The organism is Candidatus Pelagibacter sp. PS_44, from assembly GCF_059417735.1.
This window is the reverse complement of record NZ_CM182063.1, coordinates 211,856-232,995: the sequence shown is the minus strand read 5'-3', so window position 1 is coordinate 232,995 and position 21,140 is coordinate 211,856. Positions and strand designations below refer to the sequence as shown.

Sequence of the window (21,140 nt, the reverse complement as noted above, 5' to 3'; positions counted from 1 at the left end):
CTACCTCTTAGCTAATAGTGTTTCACCTGCGATTGTCTTTTGTCCAACTTTAACTAAAGGCTGATAATTTTCAAAATAGACATCAGCTCTACTTCCAAATCTGATCATTCCTATTCTATCACCTTGTTGTAGTTGTTGATCTTTAGATGACTCACATACAATTCTTCTTGCAATCAAGCCTGCAATCTGCACGACAATTACTTCTTCTCCTTGAGAGTTTGTAATTTTATAATAATTTCTTTCATTATCTTCACTTGCTTTATCAAGTGATGCATTTAAAAACTTTCCTGGTTTATAAAGTATTTCTGAAATTTTACCATCACATGGTGTTCTATTAACGTGGCAATCAAATACGTTCATAAAAATACTAATCTTTGTAAATTTTTTATCCTCCAAACCTAATTCTTTTGGTCCATCAACCTCATGAACCATTAAAACCTCTCCATCTGCTGGGCTTGTTAAGTAATTTTCATCATTGATTGAAATTCTCTCAGGATCTCTAAAAAAATAGTAAACCCATATAGATAGTACCAATCCAATTAATCCTAAAAAAGTACTAAACAAATACAAAAAAAAAGTTGCGATTATGGCTATTGCCAAAAACTTGTACCCTTCAGAATGAATTTTTGGAAAAACCTTGTCTAACATAAGCTTCTATTTGATAATATTTTATTAATATGTATATAAAGCACTAAATTACAATTACTAATATTTATTATTTAATTATGGCTAAAATAAAGGTTAAAAATCCAGTTGTTGAACTAGATGGTGACGAAATGACTAGAGTCATTTGGGAGTTCATTAAAAAAAAACTAATTTTACCCTATTTAGATTTAGATATTAAGCACTACGACTTAGGAATGAAAAGTCGAGACAATACAAATGATCAAATAACTATAGATTCCGCTAATGCAATTAAAGAGCACAATGTTGGTATAAAATGTGCAACAATTACTCCAGATGAGGCTCGTGTAGAAGAGTTTAAACTTAAAAAAATGTGGAGATCACCTAATGGAACTATAAGAAATATACTAGGTGGAACAGTTTTTAGAGAACCAATAATTTGTCAAAATATTCCAAAACTTGTGCCAACATGGACTGATCCTTTAATTATTGGAAGACATGCTTTTGGAGATCAATATAGAGCAACTGATTTTAAGGTGCCTGGTAAAGGTAAAATGGAAATCAAATGGACATCAGAAGATGGAAAGGATGAAATAAAACATGAAGTATTTAACTTTCCAGGACCAGGGGTAGCTTTATCAATGTACAATTTGGATAAATCTATTGAGGACTTTGCCAGATCTTGTTTTAATTATGGAATAATAAAAAAATGGCCAGTCTATTTGTCAACAAAAAATACTATTTTAAAAATTTACGACGGAAGATTTAAAGACATTTTCCAAGATATTTTTGATAAAGAATTTAAGACAGAATTTGAAAAACTAAATATTACTTATGAACACAGATTAATTGATGACATGGTAGCATGTGCAATGAAATGGAGTGGTAAATATATTTGGGCTTGTAAAAACTACGATGGTGATGTTCAGTCAGATACTGTAGCTCAAGGATATGGGTCGTTAGGATTAATGACCAGTGTGCTTCTTGCACCTGATGGAAAGACTATGGAGGCTGAAGCAGCTCATGGTACTGTAACAAGACATTATAGAATGCATCAACAGGGTAAAGAAACTTCTACTAATCCTATAGCTTCAATTTTTGCTTGGACTAGAGGTTTGGCGCATAGAGGAAAATTAGATGGCAATGAAGAATTAATTAAATTTTCAACTAACTTGGAAAAAGTTTGTATAGACTGTGTTGAAAATGGATCGATGACTAAAGACTTGGCGATCTTAATTAGTCCAACTAGTAATTATTTAACTACTAACCAGTTTTTAGATGAATTAGATGGACAGCTTAAAAAGAAGCTTAATTAATTAAATTTTTAATATTTTCAAAAGACTCTTCAATTTTATTCGGTAATGTTCCACCTGCTTGAGCAAAATCTGCTCTGCCACCACCACCTTTTCCACCAATAATCTCTGAACCAGCACGTACAATTTCTACTGCATTAAATTTGTTCTCTAAAGTTTTTGTAACACCAACTGCTAATCCAACTTTATTATCATTAACAGCATAAATTACAATCAGCCCTTCACCAATTTCTTTTTTTCCTTGATCAATTAATTTACGCAAATCTTTGAAGGGTAGATCTTGAATATTTTGAAATCTAACATTAATTTTATTTACAACTAAATTGGTTATCTTATTTTTTGACTTATCTTGTAATATAGATCCGACTTTAAGTTGCTCTAATTGTCTATTTAAGTCTTTAATTAGAGATAACGTATCCTCGTTTTCAATATTTGGTTTACCACCTAGCTCGATAATTTTTTTTGATAAATCTTTTATAATCTCATTGTTTTTTTGATTAGTTTCTGTTGATAATTTTTCTTTATTTTTAAGGTATTCATCAAGCTGCTTGTCCCTTAATGCCTCAATTCTTCTTATGCCTGATGCCACTGCGGATTGACTAATAATTTTAAACCTTCCAATATCGGAGGTATTTTTAACATGGGTGCCTCCACATAACTCAGTTGAAAAATACTTTTCCCCCTCATCTCCCATTGATAAAACTCTGACCTCATCACCATATTTTTCTCCAAACAAAGCGAGGGCACCATTAGCAACCGCCTCTTTTGGGGTCATTATTCTTGTTTTAACATCAGATTTTTTTTCTATAACAGCATTAACATTGTGCTCAATTTTTTCTATTTCTTCTTTTGAGATAGGTTTCATGTGGCTAAAATCAAACCTTAATCGATCAGATTGAACTAGTGATCCTTTTTGTGTGACATGATCACCTAATACTCTTCTCAATGACTCATGCAGTAAATGAGTTGCTGAATGATAAGCTCTAGTATCATTCCTTCTATTAGTGTCTATTTTCATTTCAACATCTTGGTCAAGTTTAATTGATCCACTCAAAACTTTTCCATAGTGAACAAATAGATCTCCTATTTTTTTTTGAACATCTGTTACTTCAAATTTGAAATCATCCTTAATAATCACTCCCGTATCAGCTACTTGACCTCCTGACTCAGCATAGAATGGTGTTTGATTTACAACTATAATGCCTTCATCACCTTTATTTAGCACCGATACTTCTTTATGATTTTTTAGTAAACATTTGATTATGCCTTGAGCTTGGTCATATTCGTAACCAAGAAATTCTGTTGTCCCAATTTTTTCTTTAATACCATACCAAATTTTTTCAACAGTACTATCGCCTGAGCCCTTCCAATTTTTTCTTGCAAGTTCTATGCTCTCTCGCATTAATTCATCAAATCTTTTTTTATCAAATTTTAAAGATCTATATTTTAAAATATCTTCTGTTAAATCAATTGGAAATCCATAAGTCTCATACAGCTTAAATGCTACATCTCCTGGCAAAATATTATCAATCTTAGATATTTCTTCATTTAGAATTTTAATTCCTTTATCCAATAAAACTAAAAATTTTTCTTCTTCTGTTTTTAGAGTTTCTTTAATTAATGATTGTGCTCTTTCAAGTTCTGGATAATTATTAGACATCTCCTCTAATAGTGTTTTAAAAATATCATAAAAGATTGGTTTCTTAGATCCCAACAAATGTGAGTGCCTCATGCCACGTCTCATTATTCTTCTTAAGACGTAACCTCTTCCTTCATTAGAAGGCAAAACTCCCTCTGCTAATAAAAATGAACTTGCACGTAAATGATCAGCTATTACTCTAAAGCTTGATTGATTGTCATCAGTTACCTTAACTTTTAAAGTATCAGATGCTGATTGTATTAATTTTTTAAAATGATCTGTTTCATAATTATCATGAGTACCCTGTAAAAGTGCAGCTATTCTCTCAAGGCCCATTCCAGTATCTACAGATGGCTTTGGTAATTCAATTCTTTTATCTTTTGAAATTTGCTCATATTGCATAAATACTAAATTCCATATTTCTATAAAACGATTACCATCTTCATTTTTGCTTCCTGGTAATCCACCCACGAGATGGTCTCCATGATCATAAAATATTTCAGAGCATGGGCCACAGGGACCTAAATCACCCATTGACCAAAAATTATCTGTAGTAGAAATTCTAATTATTCTATCGTCATTAAATCCTGCTATTTTCTTCCAAAAATTGAATGCTTCATCATCACTATGATATACAGTTACATAGAGACGATCTTTATCAATTCCAAATTCTTTAGTGATTAAATTCCAGGCATAACCAATGGCTTCTTCTTTAAAGTAATCTCCAAATGAGAAGTTGCCCAGCATCTCAAAGAAAGTATGGTGTCTTGGTGTGTAACCTACATTTTCAAGATCATTATGTTTTCCACCAGCTCTTACACATTTTTGTGAAGTGGTTGCTCTTACATAATCTCTTTTTTCCAGTCCAGTAAATACATTCTTAAATTGAACCATACCTGAGTTTGCAAACATTAAGGTTGGATCGTTATTTGGAACTAAATTACTAGAATCTACTATCTCATGATCATTTTTTTGAAAATAATCTAAGAAAGTTGTTCTAATTTGATTTAGTGTTTTGTCGGCCATATTTATAAAATACAGCTTTTTTATTTGATGTCTAGATATGAGTAGGGAAAAAAGGCGCTTAAATTAAGCGCCTTTTAATAATTAAAGATGACTTTAACTAATTCTTTTTAGATGGTGGAGTTACTTCTTCTTTTGTCTCAGTAACCGGATCTTCTATTTGATCCTTCGCAGCTTTTTCAGGATCTAATGGATTACCTTCAATTTTTTTTGCTATTACACCAGCTTTTTCTCTAATTGCCATTTCAATTTCTGCTGCAACTTGAGGATTTTGCTCTAAGTAAATTTTAGCATTTTCTCTTCCTTGGCCAATTTTTTCACCTTTATAAGCATACCAAGCACCTGATTTTTCAACAATCTCAGCTTTTGCCCCAAGGTCAATCAACTCACCAACTTTGCTAATTCCTTTTCCATACATCAGATCAAATTCAACAACTTTAAATGGTGGTGCTACTTTATTTTTCACCACTTTAACTCTTGTTGAATTTCCAATTATTTCATCTCCATTTTTAATTGCACCTATTCTTCTAATATCCATTCTTACTGATGAATAAAATTTAAGCGCATTACCACCAGATGTTGTCTCTGGACTACCAAACATAACTCCAATTTTCATTCTTATTTGATTTATAAAAATCATCATTGTGTTTGTATTTGAAATTGAGCTAGTCAATTTTCTTAAAGCCTGACTCATTAATCGTGATTGAAGACCTACGTGATGATCTCCCATCTCGCCTTCAATTTCAGCCCTAGGTGTTAATGCAGCCACTGAGTCAATTACGATAACAGATATTGATCCAGATTTAACTAAAGTATCAGCTATTTCTAAAGCTTGCTCACCAGCATCTGGTTGAGAAATTAATAATTCATCAGTATTTACACCAAGGTTTTTTGCATATACTGGGTCTAATGCATGTTCAGCATCAACAAAAGCACATATACCACCTGCTTTTTGAGCTTCAGCAACCACCTGTAATGCTAATGTTGTTTTACCAGAAGACTCTGGTCCATAAATTTCTACAATTCTTCCTTTAGGCAAGCCACCAATACCAAGAGCTACATCTAAACTCAACGATCCAGTTGATACAGATTCTATGTCCATTGCTCTTCTTTGACCTAGCTTCATTACTGAACCTTTTCCAAAGTTATCAATAATCTGGCTCATTGCTGCGTCTAAAGCTTTATTTTTATCGTTTGCGTCTGTTGCTTGTTGTTTTGTAGATTTAACTACTTTTAGGTTATTTTTAGTCATTTTATGCCCTTTTTTATTAAATAATTAGTATTCGAATCGTGTTTTAAATGTACACATTTTGTTCTTATTTTCAATAGTTATTTTTTTAGTGAAAAAATTAGGTAATTACTGGAGTTTTAGATACTTGCTATTTAAGTAGCCTACTGACTGTAACAATTTAAATTGAGACAGTAGATAATTTCTTTCTGAATCTGCCAAGCTTATTTTGGCATTTAATAAAATTGAATTGGATTGGATCACATCCAAAGTTGATCTTCCAAGTCCTGACTCATATTCAACTGTTATTCCTTCGTTTGCAATCTCAGCTGCTTTAACTTGAGATGTAACAGAATTTAATAGGCTTTTAGAAACTTGAAAATTTGACCATGCACTTGCAACATTTGTATCATTAGATTTTAGGGCATTATCTAACAATAATTTTTTTCTATTCTTAAGATTTTTACTTTTATTTAATGAGGCATAATTTTTTCCTCCATTAAAAATTGGCCATGAAATAGTTGCTTTTAAAATTTCTTTATCACGTTCACCTATCGTTGAACTTACATCGTCTGATTTTGAACTATTAAAAGATAAGGATGCAGAGGGTGATAGATCTGATCTGGCTATAATCATATCTTTTTCTGATTGTTCATATTCTAATCTTGAAATAATTAAATTCGGGTTTTCTTTTTTAGAAATTTCAATTGCTTCATTTAAGCTTACAGGTAATGCAAAATTTAAATCAGATTCTTTGTCTAAAGAATTTATATCAGCAATTGGTCCTATTATTTTTTCATAGTTTAATTTGGCAGTTACTGTTTCATTTTGAGCTTGTAAAAATTTAGCTTGCGCTCCTGCAAGTGATGACTCGGATTGAGAGAGATCAGATAAAGTAATTTGTCCTCTTTCTAATCTAGCCTGGTCGGTTTCAACTTGTCTCTCTAATAAATTAACATTATCTTGATTAATCTTTAATTTTTCTTCAGCAAATATAAGTCCTGTATAAGCTTCTATGGCTTGATATAAAATTTCTTGCTCTGTTTTTAATAGTTTTGCTTGAGCCAAAGTTAATCCAATTTTACTTTTTTCTAAACTTGCAGTACCTGCAAATCCTTGAAATAGTTTTTGCTCAATATCTATAGATTGTGTTTTAGGATCAACGTCTGTAAACGCAGAGTTTGCTCCTGAACTATCAGTTTGCTTTTCAGTATTTTCTTGGCTTTTTGAGCCTGACAAAGTAACGCTTGGCAAAAATTGACTTTTTGATATTTTTACTTCTTCTAAAGAAACTTGAATATTTTCACGCTCTGCATTCAGCACTGGATTTTCATTGTAAGCTTGTAACAATGCTTCTGATAATGGTGCAGAAAAAACATTTCCACTAAAGAAAATAAATAATATAAATATTAAAAAGTTTTTTTTCATTATTTTTTAAATTTTATTTTTTGTATTTGATGTTTATTATTTAAATACATAATAACTGAAGAGTTTTTTACAGCATCTTTAAACATTTGTTGAGTAATTCTTTGATAGGTTTGCATAAAATTTATAACATCACCACTACTCATAATCTTTAAGTTTTTCTTATTTTTTGTTTGTAACCAAAGCTTTCTCTCTTGCTTTAGCCTCCACTCTCTTAATAAACTAAAGTTTTTAGCTTTTAAATATAGTAATCCATCTAATTGACCAAATAATGCTTTGTATTTATTTTTTAACTGATCATTAACATGCTTTCTCCATCTAGCTTGCTGATCATAGACTTTTTCAACTGAGTTTATTGGTTTTTTAAGTTGGTTATTTGATTGCGCTCTAGCCCCTACACACCAACCTTCAAAGATTACAACATCAGGTTTTTTTTTTATTCTATGCCACAAATTTTTTGGATAACGATCATCAATCGCTTTATTGAATGCTGGCACTTGTAATCTTTTAAAATTTTTAGCTTTAATCTTTTTAAAAAAATTTAGCATTAAATCAACATCATGTGTTCCTGGCACACCTCTTGTCATTAATAAAGAATGTTTTTTTTTAGATAATAATTTTCTATCTTTTCTTGTTTTATAAAAATCATCAATTGAAATTTTAAAAACATTTAGTTTAAAATATTTTTGTAAAATTAATGTTAAAAGTGATGAGATGGTTGTTTTTCCTGATCCTTGCCCTCCTGCTAAACCAATTATCAATGGATTTTTTTTTGTTTTTTTTGAAATCCAATAACTAATTGGGATTAGAAAAGATTTTATCATCTTATCTTTATTTTTAAATTTATCTTTTTTTGTTTCTTGTGAAGAAATAAATTTAAAACAATCTTTCTTAACCTTGCTATAACATTCGCCAACAGACCACATAAAAAATTATTTTTTATCTAAAGGATGATTTTGACCATCATTGACAGGAACATCTTTCATAACAAAAGTATTTATTTCATCTATACATCCTACATTAAATCCTGTCATTGCAGGATTTGCTCTTGGATTATGATGGGTATAAATTCCACAAACTGAACAAAAGTAATGTTTAGCTATTTTTGAATGGAATTGATAAAGAGTTAATTTATCTTCACCTTTGGTAACTTTAAAATCTTCATTTTTTACCATCGACATAATTGCTCCTTTTCTTTTACAAATAGAACAATTGCATTTTATTACTTTAGCTAAATCTCCTTCTAAATTAATTTCTGCTTCTACAGTGCCACAATGACAAGTTAGTTTTTTCATTATTTTTTCTCCATTTCTATAAATCTACTCTATACATTACTTCATTTCTTTTAAGTATTGGTAAAGTAAATGGTGAGTTATATGACGCTCTTATTGGTGGACTTAGAACCAATAAGTTGTCTTGCTTAAGCGCTTTTTCTAAAATATCCTTATTTTTTAAAAAATTTTTATCTGAAGATCTCCCCGAATATTCAATCACAGCATAATATCCACCCTCAATAGTTAAAATTTTTACTTCTGAGTCGACTGGTTTTGGTGCATTATCTTTATTAAATTTTGATGGCAAATAAAATTGCATCGTCATATTTTCATTTTTAATTTCTTGAGTAACTGGAACTGTCATTTTTATTTCTTCATTTTCTTTATTATTTCCTGAAATATAATTAAACAATTTTCTAAAACCATTACCTTGAACAGAATTTGTTTCAATGACCAAACGATTAGGGTATTTTCTTATTTCATAAATTTTATTCTCTTTTACTACCTCGTAGTTTGTTTCTTCGTATGCCATCAATTGAGAACTTAAAGTTAATATAAAGGTTAAAACTAATAAAATTTTTTTCATTTTCGAATTTTTTAAACTATCTCTGGTTGAAGTTATCCACAAGCATACAAAATGTGGTTTTGGATGTTCACCTTTTGATTCACTTTTGATTCACTTCCAGACTCAAAATACAACCTATTGCGTGCATTGTATAACTAGTCTATAAATAAGAACAAAATAAGAACATGAAACTAACTATCCCTTATTACTTACATAAAGCAGGTGCTGGGTTTCCCTCTCCTGCAACGGATTATATCGAAGAAGATATTGATCTGAACATACATTTAATAAAAAATGTTCCAGCAACTTTCATCATTCGTGTTCAGGGTAAATCAATGGTCGATGTTGGAATTAATGATGGAGATTTATTGGTAGTTGATAAAAGTTTAAAACCAAAAAACTTTTCAACAGTTATTGCAAACGTTCATGATGAGCTTGTGGTTAAAAGCTTGGTTCAAGAAAGAGATAAAAAGTTTTTAACGTCAGGGTCTAAAGATTTTACTGATAAAATTTTAATTAATGAAGAAGAAGACATCTTTATTTGGGGGGTTGTAACTTATGTCATACATTCTACGTACTAAAAAAATAGCATTAGTTGATTGTAATTCTTTTTACGTTTCTTGTGAAAGATTATTCAATCCTAAAATAAGAAGAAAACCTGTTGTAGTTTTATCTAATAATGATGGTTGTATCATCTCAAGATCTAATGAAGCAAAAGCTTTAGGGATCAAAATGGGTGAGCCTTATTTTAAAGAAAAAGATATTATCATAAAAAATAAGGTTGAAGTTTTCTCTTCTAATTATTCTTTATATGGTGATTTATCTAGAAGAGTAATGCGAACTCTTAAAAGATTTAATACAAAAATAGAGGTTTATTCTATTGATGAGGCTTTTTTAGATTTATCAAATTTTCCAGATCAAGATATAGAAAAAGTTGGCAAAGAAATTCGAGACACAGTTTTACAATGGACAGGGATCCCAACTAGTATTGGAATTGCTAAAACAAAAACTCTAAGTAAAATTGCAAATCATATTGCAAAGAAAAAACAATCAGGAGTTACTAGTTTAATTAATATTGAAAATATTGACCCTATTTTAGAAAAAATAGATATTAATGATATATGGGGTGTTGGTAGACAACTTACAAAATTTTATAATAAAAATGGAATTTATAATGCTAAGCAGCTTAAAAATAAATCTAACAGCTGGATTAAAAAATCTTCTAATGTTTTAAGTTCAAGAACTGCAATGGAACTTAAAGGTATTCCTTGTATTAATTTAGAAACAACTACTACAAAAAGAAAGAGTTGTGTTGTCTCAAGATCATTTGGGAAAAGAGTAGAAAGATTTCAAGAGTTAAAAGAAGCAGTTGCAAACTATTGTTTAAATGCATCTGAAAAAATTAGATCAGAGTCATTAGTTGCAAAAGCAATCACAGTATTTGTTAGAACTAGTCCCTTTCAAAGAAACTATGGATATTACTCAAATGCAAAGACAGTTGATTTTCCAATTGCAACAAACAATAGTATTGAAATAGTTAAAGCTGCAGTAACAATTCTAGAAACAATTTTCAAAAATGGTTACCAGTACCAAAAAGCAGGTGTCATGCTTACGGGATTATCTAACGCTAATGAAAAAACAAATCTATTTTCATCTGAAAAAGATGAAAAGATAAATACTTTAATGAGATCTATTGATAATACTAATTATAGATATGGTAGATCAACTTTAAGTCTTGCAAGTGCTGGGGTTCAAAAAAAGTGGAATATGAAAAGAGAGTATTCTTCTAAAATAGATACTGCTGATTTTTATTGTCTACCAACAATAAGAGCTTAAATAATTAATTTTGAATTAATTTCAAAAGTCTTTCTTTTTTATTTGTTCTAAATAAATTGTCATAATAGACAACTTGCGTTGGGTATTCTCCGTGCACTTCATCGTTCCATCTACTGATCCAACTATGGTAAATTCCAAATTTATTATAATATTTTCCTCCATAACCAGTCCTTCCTTTATAGTCATTATAAAGAATATCGTTTACATACATCTTTATAAATCCTTTATTAGGATCTTTAGACATTTTGGTATGAAATATGATTGTAGTCCACTTACCTCGCATATCATCAATTTTAAGATGTTTGTATATAAGTCCCTGGGAGTCCATTCCATTTACAGCAAAATATCTTGGTTCTAAATTACCTCTTTTAACTCTTAGCATCATTCTTGGATGTCTTTGTTGATTTGTATTTCCCCACTCATAAATCTGAAACAGAGAAGTGCTTACAGGTTCAACTGTTTGAAAATCCTCTGGTATATAAATACTTACAGAAATCCATTTTTCACCTGTATATCTCGGACCAGATGAGGAATACTCGCTTCTAGCTCTGTCTCCTCCTCCATGTCCAACAACTGCATCTCTTCCATTGTTTTTACAATCAGAATAATCTCCATCTTTATCTTTACCGCAATCTCTTGGCAGCAATGTTATCTTCCAGGCTTTTTCACCTAAAGCTGGAGAAGTAACAGTTTCTCTAAATTTCGAAAGTTTCTTACCTGTTGCAACACTTTTTTTCCATTGAAGATTTGTAATTTCTCTCGCATTTACTTCTTTAGAAAAATTTGTAGTTCCTAAAATTAGTAAACTAAGAAATATTGTAAAAAAAAAATTTTTCATTTAATTTGATCAATATTACTTATGTTTGATAAAGCTTTATCGAATTCATCAATATTTTCTCTTAAAGCCAAAGCAGAAATTGAGTAGATCATTGCTAGTAAAAGTACTAGAGGAATTGATGTTAAAATAGAGGCATAACTCTTTATTAAAAGGATATAAATTACAATAAATAAAGCTGATCGAATTAATACTGTTTTTTTAAAAACACTTATTATTGAAAGTGAATGCTTCAACAAATTCATAAAACTCATTTTAGAAGGACCAAAATACCTATCTCCTCTAATAGATGAAATCTCTAATAAGTCATTTTCTATTTTTGTTAATGAACCAGAAAAACTATTCCATGTAGCTTTTTCATTTATCAATTTTTCTACAGTTATTTTTGGAAGACATGTAAAATTTCCAAATTTAATTGATTTTCCTGTAAATGTTAAGGTTATTATTTTGTGAAATTCATAACATAATTTAAAAAACAAACCTTCGGATCTTTTTACCCTTTTTCCAACTATAGGTTTATCATTTGAATTTTGTATTAGATTTATAAACTCTTTAATTTCTTCAGGTCTATCTTCACCATCTCCATCCATAGGTATTACATAGTCAAATTCTTTTTTTTCATAAATATACTTTAATCCTGAGGCAATACATCTTGCATGACCTCTGTTTTCTTTCATATTTACAATTTCAATTGAATTAATATTTTCAGTGTTTTGATATTCATCAATTATTTGTTGAGAAGATGCATCGTTAATAACAACAATTGAAATCTCAGAATTGATACCTTCTATTTCAGAATTTATATTTTCAATTAGCTTGGTTAAGCTCTCTCGATCGTTGTAAACTGGAATTAAAATTACATATTTTTTCATAGCTATTTTGATCCAACACAAACATTATCAAGACACATATAATCTTTCAATTGATCAAGCTTTTCTTTTTCAACAAAACCCTCCCACACCGGTCTTGATTTTAGATGATATGATAAATTACCTGCATTCCACTCATTTCCATAAACTACATTTATCTTAGAATTGAACTGTTGATCCCAAGCATATTGAGTTTTAATAGCAATTTCCTTCCCTGGGTAATCAGTTCTTTTGTCTTCTTTTGATATTGAGACATAAGCATAAAGCACTGGTGACAGAAAAAATAAAAAGATGAAGCCAATCATAAATGGTTTTAACTTTTTAATATTGATTTGAGCTTGAAATAAATAGACAAATAAAGTTCCAAAAAATAAATAAAACGGTGTCATCCACATTGTTCTAATCTTAGAGCCTGTAACCGCTGAAGTTAAAAACATTAAAATGATAGGTAAAATGTTAATCGCTAACAAAAAAAGTAATTTTTTATCTTTAAAAGATATTCTAAATTTGATTTTTTTTACTAAAAGCCAAACTAAAATTAAAAATGGGATTAGTAATCCAATTTGCTTTATTAGAAAGATTAATGGAAATTTTGTATGATCAATTAAACCAGATTGTTCTAATCCAGTTCTTGCAAGTCCATAAGTTATAGTAATAAAATCATTATTGTTTAGCCAAATTAGATGAGGAACTAAAACAATCAAAAATACCTCTAGAGTTATAAGATACTTAAAATCAAATTTTCTATCTTTCTTAATAAATATTAAATATATAAATAAAAGATCAATTGAAACTAAAAGATAAACAAACAAATATTTGGATAAAAAACCAAATGCTGCAAATAATCCAACTAAAAAACAATCAGTAAATTTTATTTCTTTACTAGTATAAATTTTCCATGAAAAATAAACTGTTAAGGACCAAAATGGAAGCTGGCAAACATTTACATTAAATTCAGGAGTGGTAAAATTATAAAAATAAATTGCTTCAATAAGTAAAACTGAAATTATACCTAATAAATCACTATTAAAAAATTCTTTAGAAAATTTAAATACATAATAAAAAGAAATAACTACAAATATTTGACTAAGCAAATAATATATCCAATCTTGAGATCCAAAAATTTGAAAAAAAACTTCTGGAAAAAAAGCACTCATTGGAGGATGTTTGTTAAAACCCCATTCTAAATTGCTGCCCCATGCTAAGGCTTCAATTGTATCAAGAGGTAGATTGTTATTTGTTAACGAAGGAATTAATGTCCATAAAAATAAATGTGCTGTGAGAAAGACATAAAAGAACTTATTAATATTATTTTTATTAAGTAACATTTTATATAGATTTTATATGAATTAAGCTTGCTTGACACCTATTAATTGCTGAATATACTCCGGCCACTAAATTTATACATATGCCCAAAACTTCAAAAAAAACTGCTAAAAAAAAAGTTGCTAAATCTAAAAAATCTACTTCTATAAAAACAAAACCTGCTAAAGAAGTTAAAAAAGTTATTGTTGAAGAAAAAAAAACTAAAGCACCAGTTAAAATTTCAAAAAACTATCTTCCAAAAGAAACTGAAAAATATATGTGTGAAAAGCACTTAATTTTTTTTAAAATAAAATTAACTGAGTGGAAAAAAGAGTTAGTTAAAGCAAATAATGAGGCTCTCTATCATGGATCAATGGATGACAATAGTATTTCAGCAGACATTGTGGACCAAGCAAGCTCATACACAGATAAAGCTGTTGAAATGAAAGCGATCAACCGTCAAATAAAATTAATTTCTAAAATTGATCAAGCTCTATTGAGAATTAAAAATGGAACATATGGATTTTGTGAAGAAACAGCTGAGCCAATAGGATTAAAAAGATTAGTGGCTAGACCTGTTGCTGACTTATGTATAGCTGCTCAAGAAAAACACGAAAAAGAAGAAAAAGTATACGCTGACGATTAAGGCTTTGGTATTATTGAGCCATTTTTTAATAAATCATATCCTTTTATAACAGCCTCTCTTTTTGAAATATCCAAATACCATCTTGTCAGGCTTTTATAATTATTAAGTCCAATATCATGCCATTCATGTCTTGCTATCCAGGGCCAAGTTGCAATATCAGCAATGGTATATTCATTTCCAGCTAAGTATTTTGATGAAGATAATCTTTCATCTAACTCACCATAAATTCTTTTAGCGATTTTAAAATATCTTTCTTCTCCAAATTCACTTTTTCCAGGATTATAATGATGAAACTGATGATGTTGACCAATCATTGGTCCAATAATTCCCATCTGCGCCATCAACCATTGATTAATAATATAGCGATCTTTTAAATCATAAAACTTGTTATATTTTTCACCCAAATAAATAAGAATTGCCCCAGACTCAAATAAAGATTGTCCATTTTCATGATCAATGATTACTGGAATTTTTCCAAAAGGACTTATTTTTATGAAATCTTTTTTTAATTGTTCACCTTTAGATAAATCAATTTTAGTAACTTTAAAATCACAGCCTAACTCTTCTAACATTATTGTAATTTTTTTTCCATTTGGAGTGTCGGCAGTAAAAAGCTCTATCACTCTTTAATACCCAGTCTACTTTTTACTGTTTTGGAAGAAGTCGTAAATTCAAATCTGTATTTTTCATTTGGTTTTGCATACTTAAAACAGCCTCTAGCAGCTAATGCCCCTTCATGAAAACCTGAAAGAATTAGTTTTAGTTTTCCAGGATAGGAACAGATGTCTCCAATTGCAAAAATGCCTTTTTTATTAGTTTCAAAATTTTCTGTGTTAACAGGAATAGTTTTTTTATCTAAATTTAATCCCCACTCAGCAATAGGTCCTAATTTCATGATCAATCCAAAAAAACCCAAAACATAATCTGTTTTAATTTCATTTATACTTTCATCATCATGTTTAATGTTAATACTTTCAATTTTATCATCACCTTCAACTGAGTCTAGTTGGTACTTAGTATAAATCTCTATTTTACCTTCTTCTTTCAATTGATTAACTTTATCAATACTTGCTTGCATTCCTCTAAAATCATCTCTTCGGTGAACTAATATTACCTTTGAGGTATTTGATAATTCAATTGCCCAATCTAATGCTGAATCTCCTCCACCAAAAATAGTAACAGTTTTATCTTTAAAAATTTTTTTATCTTTTACTGAATATAATATTTTTTTACCTTCGTATTTTTCTATTTCTTTTGTTGAAAATTTTCTTGGTTCAAATGAGCCTACTCCAGCTGCAATAATTATGCTTGAAGTTTCAAATTGAGTTCCTTTATTTGTTTTTATTAACCATTTTTTTTCATCTTGCTTAATTTCTTCTACTCTTTCATTTAAATGAAAATTTGTTTTAAATGTTTTTATTTGCTTAAGTAAATTATTGGTTAATTCTTCCCCAGTACATTCTGGAATAGCTGGAATGTCATATATAGGTTTATCTGGATAGAGCTCAATACATTGTCCACCAATTTTATCTAAATTATCTACTACTTCACAAGTCAACCCAATTATTCCCAGTTGATGAACACAAAACAAACCAACTGGTCCAGCACCAATAATCAATGTATCTGTTTTAATCATTTAACCTTGCTTTGATGGAATGCTTACTATTAAGCCATCTAATTCATCTGAAACTATTAGTTGGCAGCTTAATCTACTATTTTTTTTTGGCTCAAATGCCATATCCAACATATCTTCTTCACCATCTTCTTTTTTAGGAAGTTTGTCAAACCACTCTTCATTTACATAAACGTGACAAGTAGCACAAGCCATACCACCTCCACAATCTGCATCAATACCTTGAATATCATTCTGGACAGCGCCTTCCATAACGGTTAGCCCATTGGGCACTTCTATAATTTTGCTGTTACCATTGTTTTCTAAATAAGTAATTTTAGGCATATATTCTAAATATAATTACAAAAGAAAAAAGGGCAAGTATGCAAAAACATACCTGCCCTTTTTTTTAATTATTTAACGAGTAAAACTACTTCTTAGCTCTACCAGGTTGTTGCATTGCTGCTGCCCAAATGATTAGACCAAAAGCGATCTTGTTCAAAAAGTCAGCTGCATTGTAAATCACGTTTAGCGCGTTAGCATCTACACCACCTGTTAGGTAACCAAATACATAACCTAATGGGTAAATAGCCCAACCAACTGTAACGATCATTCTCATAGCACCAAACGCAGTAACAAGAGCTTTGTTTCCGCTCTTCGCTGCATTTTTACCTGCTTCACCTGAAAACACTTCATAAAGAATGTAGAACCATCCAGCCATACCGATTACAAAACCAAGTGTAGCATTAATGTATCCTGCTTCTCCTAAGTATCCACCGACTAACATTACTAAAGTACCAATCATCAATCTCCAGAATATTCCAGAGTTTGCTTTATTTACTGCTGCAAGAACAAAATAGAATTCTAACATCAATAATGGAACTGTAATTAACCAGTCAATATATCTGTATACTGTTGGTGACTCACCAGTCATGATCCACACATCTCTCATGTACATGTAGTGTATGAATGCAATACCAGTTACTAGTCCTGCAACAGTTATTGAAACTCTCCAGCCAGCTGGAACTGATGCTCTTTCAATAAAAAAGAATGCCGTTGACGCTAATAACGCCATTGACACAAGCCAGAACGAAATTCCGACAAAGTCATCAGAAGCTAACAGTGCAGTTTCTGCGTTTGCTACACCTGTAACACCCATAAGGGCTACAGCTGTAAGAGCAAACAATTTTAGTTTTTTCATAAAAAACTCCCTCTTTTGTTAGTTTTTAACTTTTAGTTTATATAAACTAGACACAAATATTAGTTTGTATCTATAATGTGGATTAACTATCAAAATAAGTAAGTTTTTAGAAGTTTTAAATTCGTCTAATTTGTGTTGATTTTATTGACTTTTTAAATTTAAATACAATTTTTAATTTAAAAACCCAAAAATAATAAAAAATAGAATCAAAACCAATGAATAATAAATTTCACCAAATATACGAAAATTCTATTAAAAAACCTGAAGAGTTTTGGCAAGAAGTCTCGAAGGATATATTTTGGTTTAAAAAACCAGCAAAAATTCTAAACAAATCTAATCCTCCTTTTTATAAATGGTTTGAAGATGGAGTTACCAACACCTGTTATAATGCTTTAGACATTCATATCGATGAAGGTAGAGGTGAAAAATTAGCTTTAATCTATGACAGTCCCATAACTGGTAACAAAAAGCAGTTTACCTATAAAGAATTAAAAGAAAAAGTTTCAAAATTTGCAGGAGCTTTAAAAAACCAAGGGGTTAATAAGGGAGATAGAGTTATAATCTATATGCCCATGATCCCAGAGGCAGTTATTGCAATGTTGGCTTGTGGAAGAATTGGAGCAATTCACTCAGTGGTATTTGGTGGTTTTGCATCCAGTGAATTAGCAAGCAGAATCGATGATAGTAAAGCAAAAATATTAGTAACGGCTTCGTGTGGTTTTGAACCAGGAAGAACTGTTGAGTACAAACCTCTAGTGGATGAGGCCATAAAAATGGCATCTCATAAGATAGAAAAATTAATCCTATTTCAAAGATCTGGAAATGAAGCAAATATAAATGCTCCAAAAGAAATCAGTTGGGATGAAGCGCTTTCAAATGCAAAAGAAGTAGATTGTGTTGAAATGAATTCAAATGATTTAGCTTATATTTTATATACCTCAGGAACTACGGGTGTTCCTAAAGGAATAGTTAGAGATATTGGTGGTCATATAGTTGCTCTAAAATGGACTATGAAAAATATTTATAATATTGATACTGATGATGTCTGGTGGTCAGCAAGTGATATTGGCTGGATAGTTGGTCATTCTTATATAGTCTATGCTCCTTTGTTTAAAGGTTGCACCACAGTACTATTTGAAGGAAAACCTGTTGGCACTCCTGATGCTGGTGCTTTTTGGAAAATAATTTCTGATTATAAAGTAAAATCACTTTTTACTGCACCAACTGCTTTTAGGGCTATTAAAAAAGAAGACCCTGAGGGGAAGTTTTTTTCTAAGTATGATTTAAGTAAATTTGAGTCATTGTTTTTAGCTGGTGAAAGGGCTGACCCTGATACCATTAAGTGGGCAGAAAATTTATTAAAAGTTCCTGTAATTGATCATTGGTGGCAAACAGAAACTAGTTGGGCAATTAGTTCTAATTGTACAGGAATTGAAATGATGAAAACAAAGTATGGCTCAGCTTGTAAGGCAGTCCCTGGTTATGACGTTCAAATTATGAAGCCAGATCAAACTTTAGCAAAACCTAATGAGATGGGAGATATAGTTATAAAATTACCTTTGCCTCCTGGAACTTTTCCAACACTATGGAATGCAGATAAAAGATACAAAGATAATTACATGACGAACTATGACGGTTACTATGAAACTTATGATGCAGGTCATATAGATGAAGATGGTTACATTTGGATTATGTCTAGAACAGATGATATTATTAATGTTGCAGGCCACAGATTATCAACTGGAGCTATTGAAGAAGTTTTATCAGAACACCAATCAGTTGCTGAGTGTGCAGTATTAGGCGTTGCGGATAAATTAAAAGGACAATTGCCAATTGGTTTGGTCGTTCTTAAATCTGGTGTTGAAAAAGATCACGCAACAGTTTCAAAAGAGTGCATTCAGATGGTTAGAGATAAAATTGGTCCTGTTGCTGCATTTAAGATTGTAATTGTTATTAAAAGATTGCCAAAAACAAGATCTGGAAAAATATTGAGAGGAACAATAAGAAAAATTGCTGATGGGGAAGATTATAAAATGCCAGCAACTATTGATGATCCTTCAATTTTAACTGAGATAAAAGAAGACTTAATGAAAAATAATATTCTTAAATAATGATAAAGACATATTTATTTTTAACTATTGCAATTTTTTGTGAGGTAGGTGGAACAATGTTATTACCCGTTTCACAAAATTTTACCAAAATAATTCCAACCACAACACTTGCAATTTTGTATCTATCTTCATTTTACCTTTTAACATTTGTGGTTGATAAACTTCCTATCGCCATTGTTTATGCAACATGGAGTGGCCTTGGTATATTTACAATTGCAATATTAGGATATATTTTCTTCAAACAATCACTATCATGGCAGGCTGTTTTAGGGTTGTTCTTTATTGTTACTGGTGTTGTTCTGGTAAATAGCTTTACTATAAAAAATATCTAAAATTTTAAAGGCTTACCGTCAGGTTCACCCAATATCTTACCATCTCTCATTTTGATTTGGCCAGCAATAATTGTTGACACAGGAGTTCCTTTAAATTCATACCCATCAAAAGGTGACCAGGCGCATTTACTTTCAATATTTTCATTTTTAATTATAATTTTTTTATTCATATCAACGATTGTGAAGTCTGCATCAAATCCTTCTTTAATAAAACCTTTACCTTGAATGCCAAAAATTTTTACTGGATTTTCACATATAAAATTCATTAATTGTTCTAAACTTAATTTTCCATCATTAACATGGTTTAACATAACTGGTAAAAGTGTCTGAACACCTGGCATTCCAGATGGTGAATTTGGATATTTTTTTTCTTTGTTTTCTTTTAAGTGTGGAGCATGATCAGAACCAATTGTATCATTAAGATTATTTTTTACTCCATACCACAACCTGTCATAGTGAGACTTATCTCTTATTGGTGGATTCATTTGAGCATATGTTCCAAGTTTATCATAACAATCTGGGGCGTAGATTGTTAGATGTTGAGGCGTTATCTCAAATGTGATGTTACCTTTGTGCTGCGATAAAAAATCAATTTCTTGTTTTGTTGTTACATGAAGGATGTGTGCTTTTTTTTTATATCGCTCAGCTATTCTTACAATTCTTCTAGTCGATGAAATTGCACATTCCTCACTTCTCCAAATTGGATGTGAGTGAACATCTCCATCTTTAATTAATTTTTTATTCCTATTTAAAATTTCTTCATCTTCAGAGTGAACTGAAACAACTTTAGAACTACTTTTAAATACTTTTTCAATATCTTCTTCAAATTGAACCAATAGATTTCCTGTCGAAGAACCGGCAAAAAGCTTAATTCCACAACATCCTTCTAAGTTTTTTAAGTCTGCTAACTCATCAGCGTTATCTGGTGTTGCGCCAAAATAAAAAGCATAGTTGCAATACATTCTATTTTTTGCAAGATCTAATTTCTTTTGAAATTCAACTTTATTAGAAGTTGGTGGATTAGTATTTGGCATTTCAAAAACACTCGTTATTCCTCCAACAATTGCTGCCCTACTTCCAGAATGAAGATCTTCAGTGTCAGTTGATCCGGGTTCCCTAAAATGAGTTTGAGTATCAATACATCCTGGTAAAACAGTTAATCCCTTGGCATCAAAAACTTCTTTTGCTTCACTATCAATTTTACCAATTTCTATGATTTTACCATCTTTGATTGCTATATCTTGATCTTTAAGATCTTTATCTATGTAGCAAGAACCGTTTTTAATTATTAGATCTAACATT

The 21,140-nt window shown here is 30.4% G+C and carries 21 protein-coding genes; 6 read left to right on the top strand and 15 right to left on the bottom strand.

The features are described 5' to 3' along the window. Nucleotides 1-648: a phosphatidylserine decarboxylase gene (locus AC5SLO_RS01240; protein ID WP_494573393.1), complete on the bottom strand. Its 648-nt coding sequence runs from the start codon at nt 646-648 to the stop codon at nt 1-3. A gap of 77 nt (nt 649-725) precedes the next feature. Here AC5SLO_RS01240 and AC5SLO_RS01235 point away from each other — a divergent pair, with 77 nt between their 5' ends. Continuing rightward, nucleotides 726-1,940, top strand: coding sequence for an NADP-dependent isocitrate dehydrogenase (locus tag AC5SLO_RS01235; protein ID WP_494573392.1), 1,215 nt, complete (start codon nt 726-728; stop codon nt 1,938-1,940). On the opposite strand, the gene alaS is transcribed toward AC5SLO_RS01235, so the two are convergent. The 6 genes from alaS to AC5SLO_RS01205 all read right to left on the bottom strand — a co-directional run bounded on the left by alaS (nt 1,933) and on the right by AC5SLO_RS01205 (nt 9,112). Continuing rightward, entirely contained in the window at nt 1,933-4,602 is a 2,670-nt protein-coding gene (gene alaS / locus AC5SLO_RS01230; protein ID WP_494573391.1) for an alanine--tRNA ligase, read from the bottom strand. The genes AC5SLO_RS01235 and alaS overlap by 8 nt on opposite strands. Before the next feature lie 97 nt (nt 4,603-4,699). After that, entirely contained in the window at nt 4,700-5,851 is a 1,152-nt protein-coding gene (gene recA / locus AC5SLO_RS01225) for a recombinase RecA (protein WP_494573390.1), read from the bottom strand. Nucleotides 5,852-5,956: 105 nt separating this feature from the next. Next, nucleotides 5,957-7,255, bottom strand: a complete 1,299-nt coding sequence (locus tag AC5SLO_RS01220; RefSeq protein ID WP_494573389.1) for a TolC family outer membrane protein — start codon at nt 7,253-7,255, stop codon at nt 5,957-5,959. Further along, the gene (locus AC5SLO_RS01215; RefSeq protein WP_494573388.1) at nt 7,255-8,178 is read right to left on the bottom strand and encodes a uridine kinase; all 924 of its coding nucleotides are present in this window, start codon (nt 8,176-8,178) and stop codon (nt 7,255-7,257) included. Before AC5SLO_RS01215 ends, AC5SLO_RS01220 begins: the two co-directional genes overlap by 1 nt. 6 nt (nt 8,179-8,184) lie before the next feature. Next, nucleotides 8,185-8,547 carry a GFA family protein gene (locus tag AC5SLO_RS01210; RefSeq protein ID WP_494573387.1) on the bottom strand — a complete coding sequence of 121 codons (363 nt, stop codon included), beginning with the start codon at nt 8,545-8,547 and terminating at the stop codon, nt 8,185-8,187. A gap of 16 nt (nt 8,548-8,563) precedes the next feature. Further along, complete coding sequence (locus AC5SLO_RS01205; protein ID WP_494573386.1) at nt 8,564-9,112, bottom strand: SOUL family heme-binding protein; 549 nt, start codon at nt 9,110-9,112, stop codon at nt 8,564-8,566. A 164-nt stretch (nt 9,113-9,276) separates the two neighbouring features. Between AC5SLO_RS01205 and AC5SLO_RS01200 the strand changes: the two genes are divergently transcribed. Then, a complete protein-coding gene (locus tag AC5SLO_RS01200) occupies nt 9,277-9,672 on the top strand; it encodes a LexA family protein (protein WP_494573385.1) in 396 nt (131 codons plus the stop codon). Next, entirely contained in the window at nt 9,650-10,927 is a 1,278-nt protein-coding gene (locus tag AC5SLO_RS01195) for a Y-family DNA polymerase (RefSeq protein WP_494573384.1), read from the top strand. Before AC5SLO_RS01200 ends, AC5SLO_RS01195 begins: the two co-directional genes overlap by 23 nt. Nucleotides 10,928-10,931: 4 nt before the next feature. Here the strand turns inward: AC5SLO_RS01195 and AC5SLO_RS01190 are convergent, their stop codons facing one another. From AC5SLO_RS01190 to AC5SLO_RS01180, 3 genes are read right to left on the bottom strand one after another with little or no spacing between them, the layout of a single operon-like run. Continuing rightward, entirely contained in the window at nt 10,932-11,765 is an 834-nt protein-coding gene (locus AC5SLO_RS01190) for a heparin lyase I family protein (RefSeq protein ID WP_494573383.1), read from the bottom strand. Continuing rightward, entirely contained in the window at nt 11,762-12,634 is an 873-nt protein-coding gene (locus AC5SLO_RS01185) for a glycosyltransferase (RefSeq protein WP_494573382.1), read from the bottom strand. Before AC5SLO_RS01185 ends, AC5SLO_RS01190 begins: the two co-directional genes overlap by 4 nt. A gap of 2 nt (nt 12,635-12,636) precedes the next feature. Further along, complete coding sequence (locus AC5SLO_RS01180; RefSeq protein WP_494573381.1) at nt 12,637-13,959, bottom strand: glycosyltransferase family 39 protein; 1,323 nt, start codon at nt 13,957-13,959, stop codon at nt 12,637-12,639. Between the two features lie 80 nt (nt 13,960-14,039). Here AC5SLO_RS01180 and AC5SLO_RS01175 point away from each other — a divergent pair, with 80 nt between their 5' ends. Beyond that, nucleotides 14,040-14,582 (top strand): TraR/DksA C4-type zinc finger protein, encoded by a 543-nt coding sequence (locus AC5SLO_RS01175; protein WP_494573380.1) that lies wholly within the window; start codon nt 14,040-14,042, stop codon nt 14,580-14,582. Here AC5SLO_RS01175 and AC5SLO_RS01170 read toward each other — a convergent pair. The 4 genes from AC5SLO_RS01170 to AC5SLO_RS01155 all read right to left on the bottom strand — a co-directional run bounded on the left by AC5SLO_RS01170 (nt 14,579) and on the right by AC5SLO_RS01155 (nt 17,395). Next, nucleotides 14,579-15,205, bottom strand: coding sequence for a glutathione S-transferase family protein (locus AC5SLO_RS01170; protein ID WP_494573379.1), 627 nt, complete (start codon nt 15,203-15,205; stop codon nt 14,579-14,581). The genes AC5SLO_RS01175 and AC5SLO_RS01170 overlap by 4 nt on opposite strands. Further along, a complete protein-coding gene (locus AC5SLO_RS01165; RefSeq protein WP_494573378.1) occupies nt 15,202-16,218 on the bottom strand; it encodes an NAD(P)/FAD-dependent oxidoreductase in 1,017 nt (338 codons plus the stop codon). The genes AC5SLO_RS01170 and AC5SLO_RS01165 overlap by 4 nt, the downstream gene beginning before the upstream one ends. Next, entirely contained in the window at nt 16,219-16,539 is a 321-nt protein-coding gene (locus tag AC5SLO_RS01160; protein WP_494573377.1) for a 2Fe-2S iron-sulfur cluster-binding protein, read from the bottom strand. Nucleotides 16,540-16,624: 85 nt separating this feature from the next. After that, complete coding sequence (locus AC5SLO_RS01155) at nt 16,625-17,395, bottom strand: bacteriorhodopsin-like (protein WP_494573376.1); 771 nt, start codon at nt 17,393-17,395, stop codon at nt 16,625-16,627. 215 nt (nt 17,396-17,610) lie between these two features. On the opposite strand from AC5SLO_RS01155, the gene AC5SLO_RS01150 reads away from it, so the two are divergent. Together AC5SLO_RS01150 and AC5SLO_RS01145 are read left to right on the top strand one after the other, a co-directional pair. Then, nucleotides 17,611-19,506 (top strand): propionyl-CoA synthetase, encoded by a 1,896-nt coding sequence (locus tag AC5SLO_RS01150; protein WP_494573375.1) that lies wholly within the window; start codon nt 17,611-17,613, stop codon nt 19,504-19,506. Further along, nucleotides 19,506-19,838, top strand: a complete 333-nt coding sequence (locus AC5SLO_RS01145) for a DMT family transporter (protein WP_494573374.1) — start codon at nt 19,506-19,508, stop codon at nt 19,836-19,838. Before AC5SLO_RS01150 ends, AC5SLO_RS01145 begins: the two co-directional genes overlap by 1 nt. Here AC5SLO_RS01145 and AC5SLO_RS01140 read toward each other — a convergent pair. Beyond that, the gene (locus AC5SLO_RS01140) at nt 19,835-21,139 is read right to left on the bottom strand and encodes a dihydroorotase (protein WP_494573373.1); all 1,305 of its coding nucleotides are present in this window, start codon (nt 21,137-21,139) and stop codon (nt 19,835-19,837) included. The genes AC5SLO_RS01145 and AC5SLO_RS01140 overlap by 4 nt on opposite strands. Nucleotide 21,140: the final 1 nt, after the last annotated feature.

Bases quoted from the DNA above. Each gene is read 5' to 3' on its own strand.
- AC5SLO_RS01140 (WP_494573373.1), bottom strand. From the start codon at position 21,139: ATGTTAGATCTAATAATTAAAAACGGTTCTTGCTACATAGATAAAGAT.
- AC5SLO_RS01220 (WP_494573389.1), bottom strand. From the start codon at position 7,255: ATGAAAAAAAACTTTTTAATATTTATATTATTTATTTTCTTTAGTGGA.
- AC5SLO_RS01200 (WP_494573385.1), top strand. From the start codon at position 9,277: ATGAAACTAACTATCCCTTATTACTTACATAAAGCAGGTGCTGGGTTT.
- alaS (WP_494573391.1), bottom strand. From the start codon at position 4,602: ATGGCCGACAAAACACTAAATCAAATTAGAACAACTTTCTTAGATTAT.
- AC5SLO_RS01150 (WP_494573375.1), top strand. From the start codon at position 17,611: ATGAATAATAAATTTCACCAAATATACGAAAATTCTATTAAAAAACCT.
- AC5SLO_RS01165 (WP_494573378.1), bottom strand. From the start codon at position 16,218: ATGATTAAAACAGATACATTGATTATTGGTGCTGGACCAGTTGGTTTG.
- AC5SLO_RS01185 (WP_494573382.1), bottom strand. From the start codon at position 12,634: ATGAAAAAATATGTAATTTTAATTCCAGTTTACAACGATCGAGAGAGC.
- AC5SLO_RS01180 (WP_494573381.1), bottom strand. From the start codon at position 13,959: ATGTTACTTAATAAAAATAATATTAATAAGTTCTTTTATGTCTTTCTC.
- AC5SLO_RS01155 (WP_494573376.1), bottom strand. From the start codon at position 17,395: ATGAAAAAACTAAAATTGTTTGCTCTTACAGCTGTAGCCCTTATGGGT.
- AC5SLO_RS01160 (WP_494573377.1), bottom strand. From the start codon at position 16,539: ATGCCTAAAATTACTTATTTAGAAAACAATGGTAACAGCAAAATTATA.
- AC5SLO_RS01215 (WP_494573388.1), bottom strand. From the start codon at position 8,178: ATGTGGTCTGTTGGCGAATGTTATAGCAAGGTTAAGAAAGATTGTTTT.
- AC5SLO_RS01240 (WP_494573393.1), bottom strand. From the start codon at position 648: ATGTTAGACAAGGTTTTTCCAAAAATTCATTCTGAAGGGTACAAGTTT.
- recA (WP_494573390.1), bottom strand. From the start codon at position 5,851: ATGACTAAAAATAACCTAAAAGTAGTTAAATCTACAAAACAACAAGCA.
- AC5SLO_RS01210 (WP_494573387.1), bottom strand. From the start codon at position 8,547: ATGAAAAAACTAACTTGTCATTGTGGCACTGTAGAAGCAGAAATTAAT.
- AC5SLO_RS01175 (WP_494573380.1), top strand. From the start codon at position 14,040: ATGCCCAAAACTTCAAAAAAAACTGCTAAAAAAAAAGTTGCTAAATCT.
- AC5SLO_RS01195 (WP_494573384.1), top strand. From the start codon at position 9,650: ATGTCATACATTCTACGTACTAAAAAAATAGCATTAGTTGATTGTAAT.
- AC5SLO_RS01205 (WP_494573386.1), bottom strand. From the start codon at position 9,112: ATGAAAAAAATTTTATTAGTTTTAACCTTTATATTAACTTTAAGTTCT.
- AC5SLO_RS01235 (WP_494573392.1), top strand. From the start codon at position 726: ATGGCTAAAATAAAGGTTAAAAATCCAGTTGTTGAACTAGATGGTGAC.
- AC5SLO_RS01190 (WP_494573383.1), bottom strand. From the start codon at position 11,765: ATGAAAAATTTTTTTTTTACAATATTTCTTAGTTTACTAATTTTAGGA.
- AC5SLO_RS01145 (WP_494573374.1), top strand. From the start codon at position 19,506: ATGATAAAGACATATTTATTTTTAACTATTGCAATTTTTTGTGAGGTA.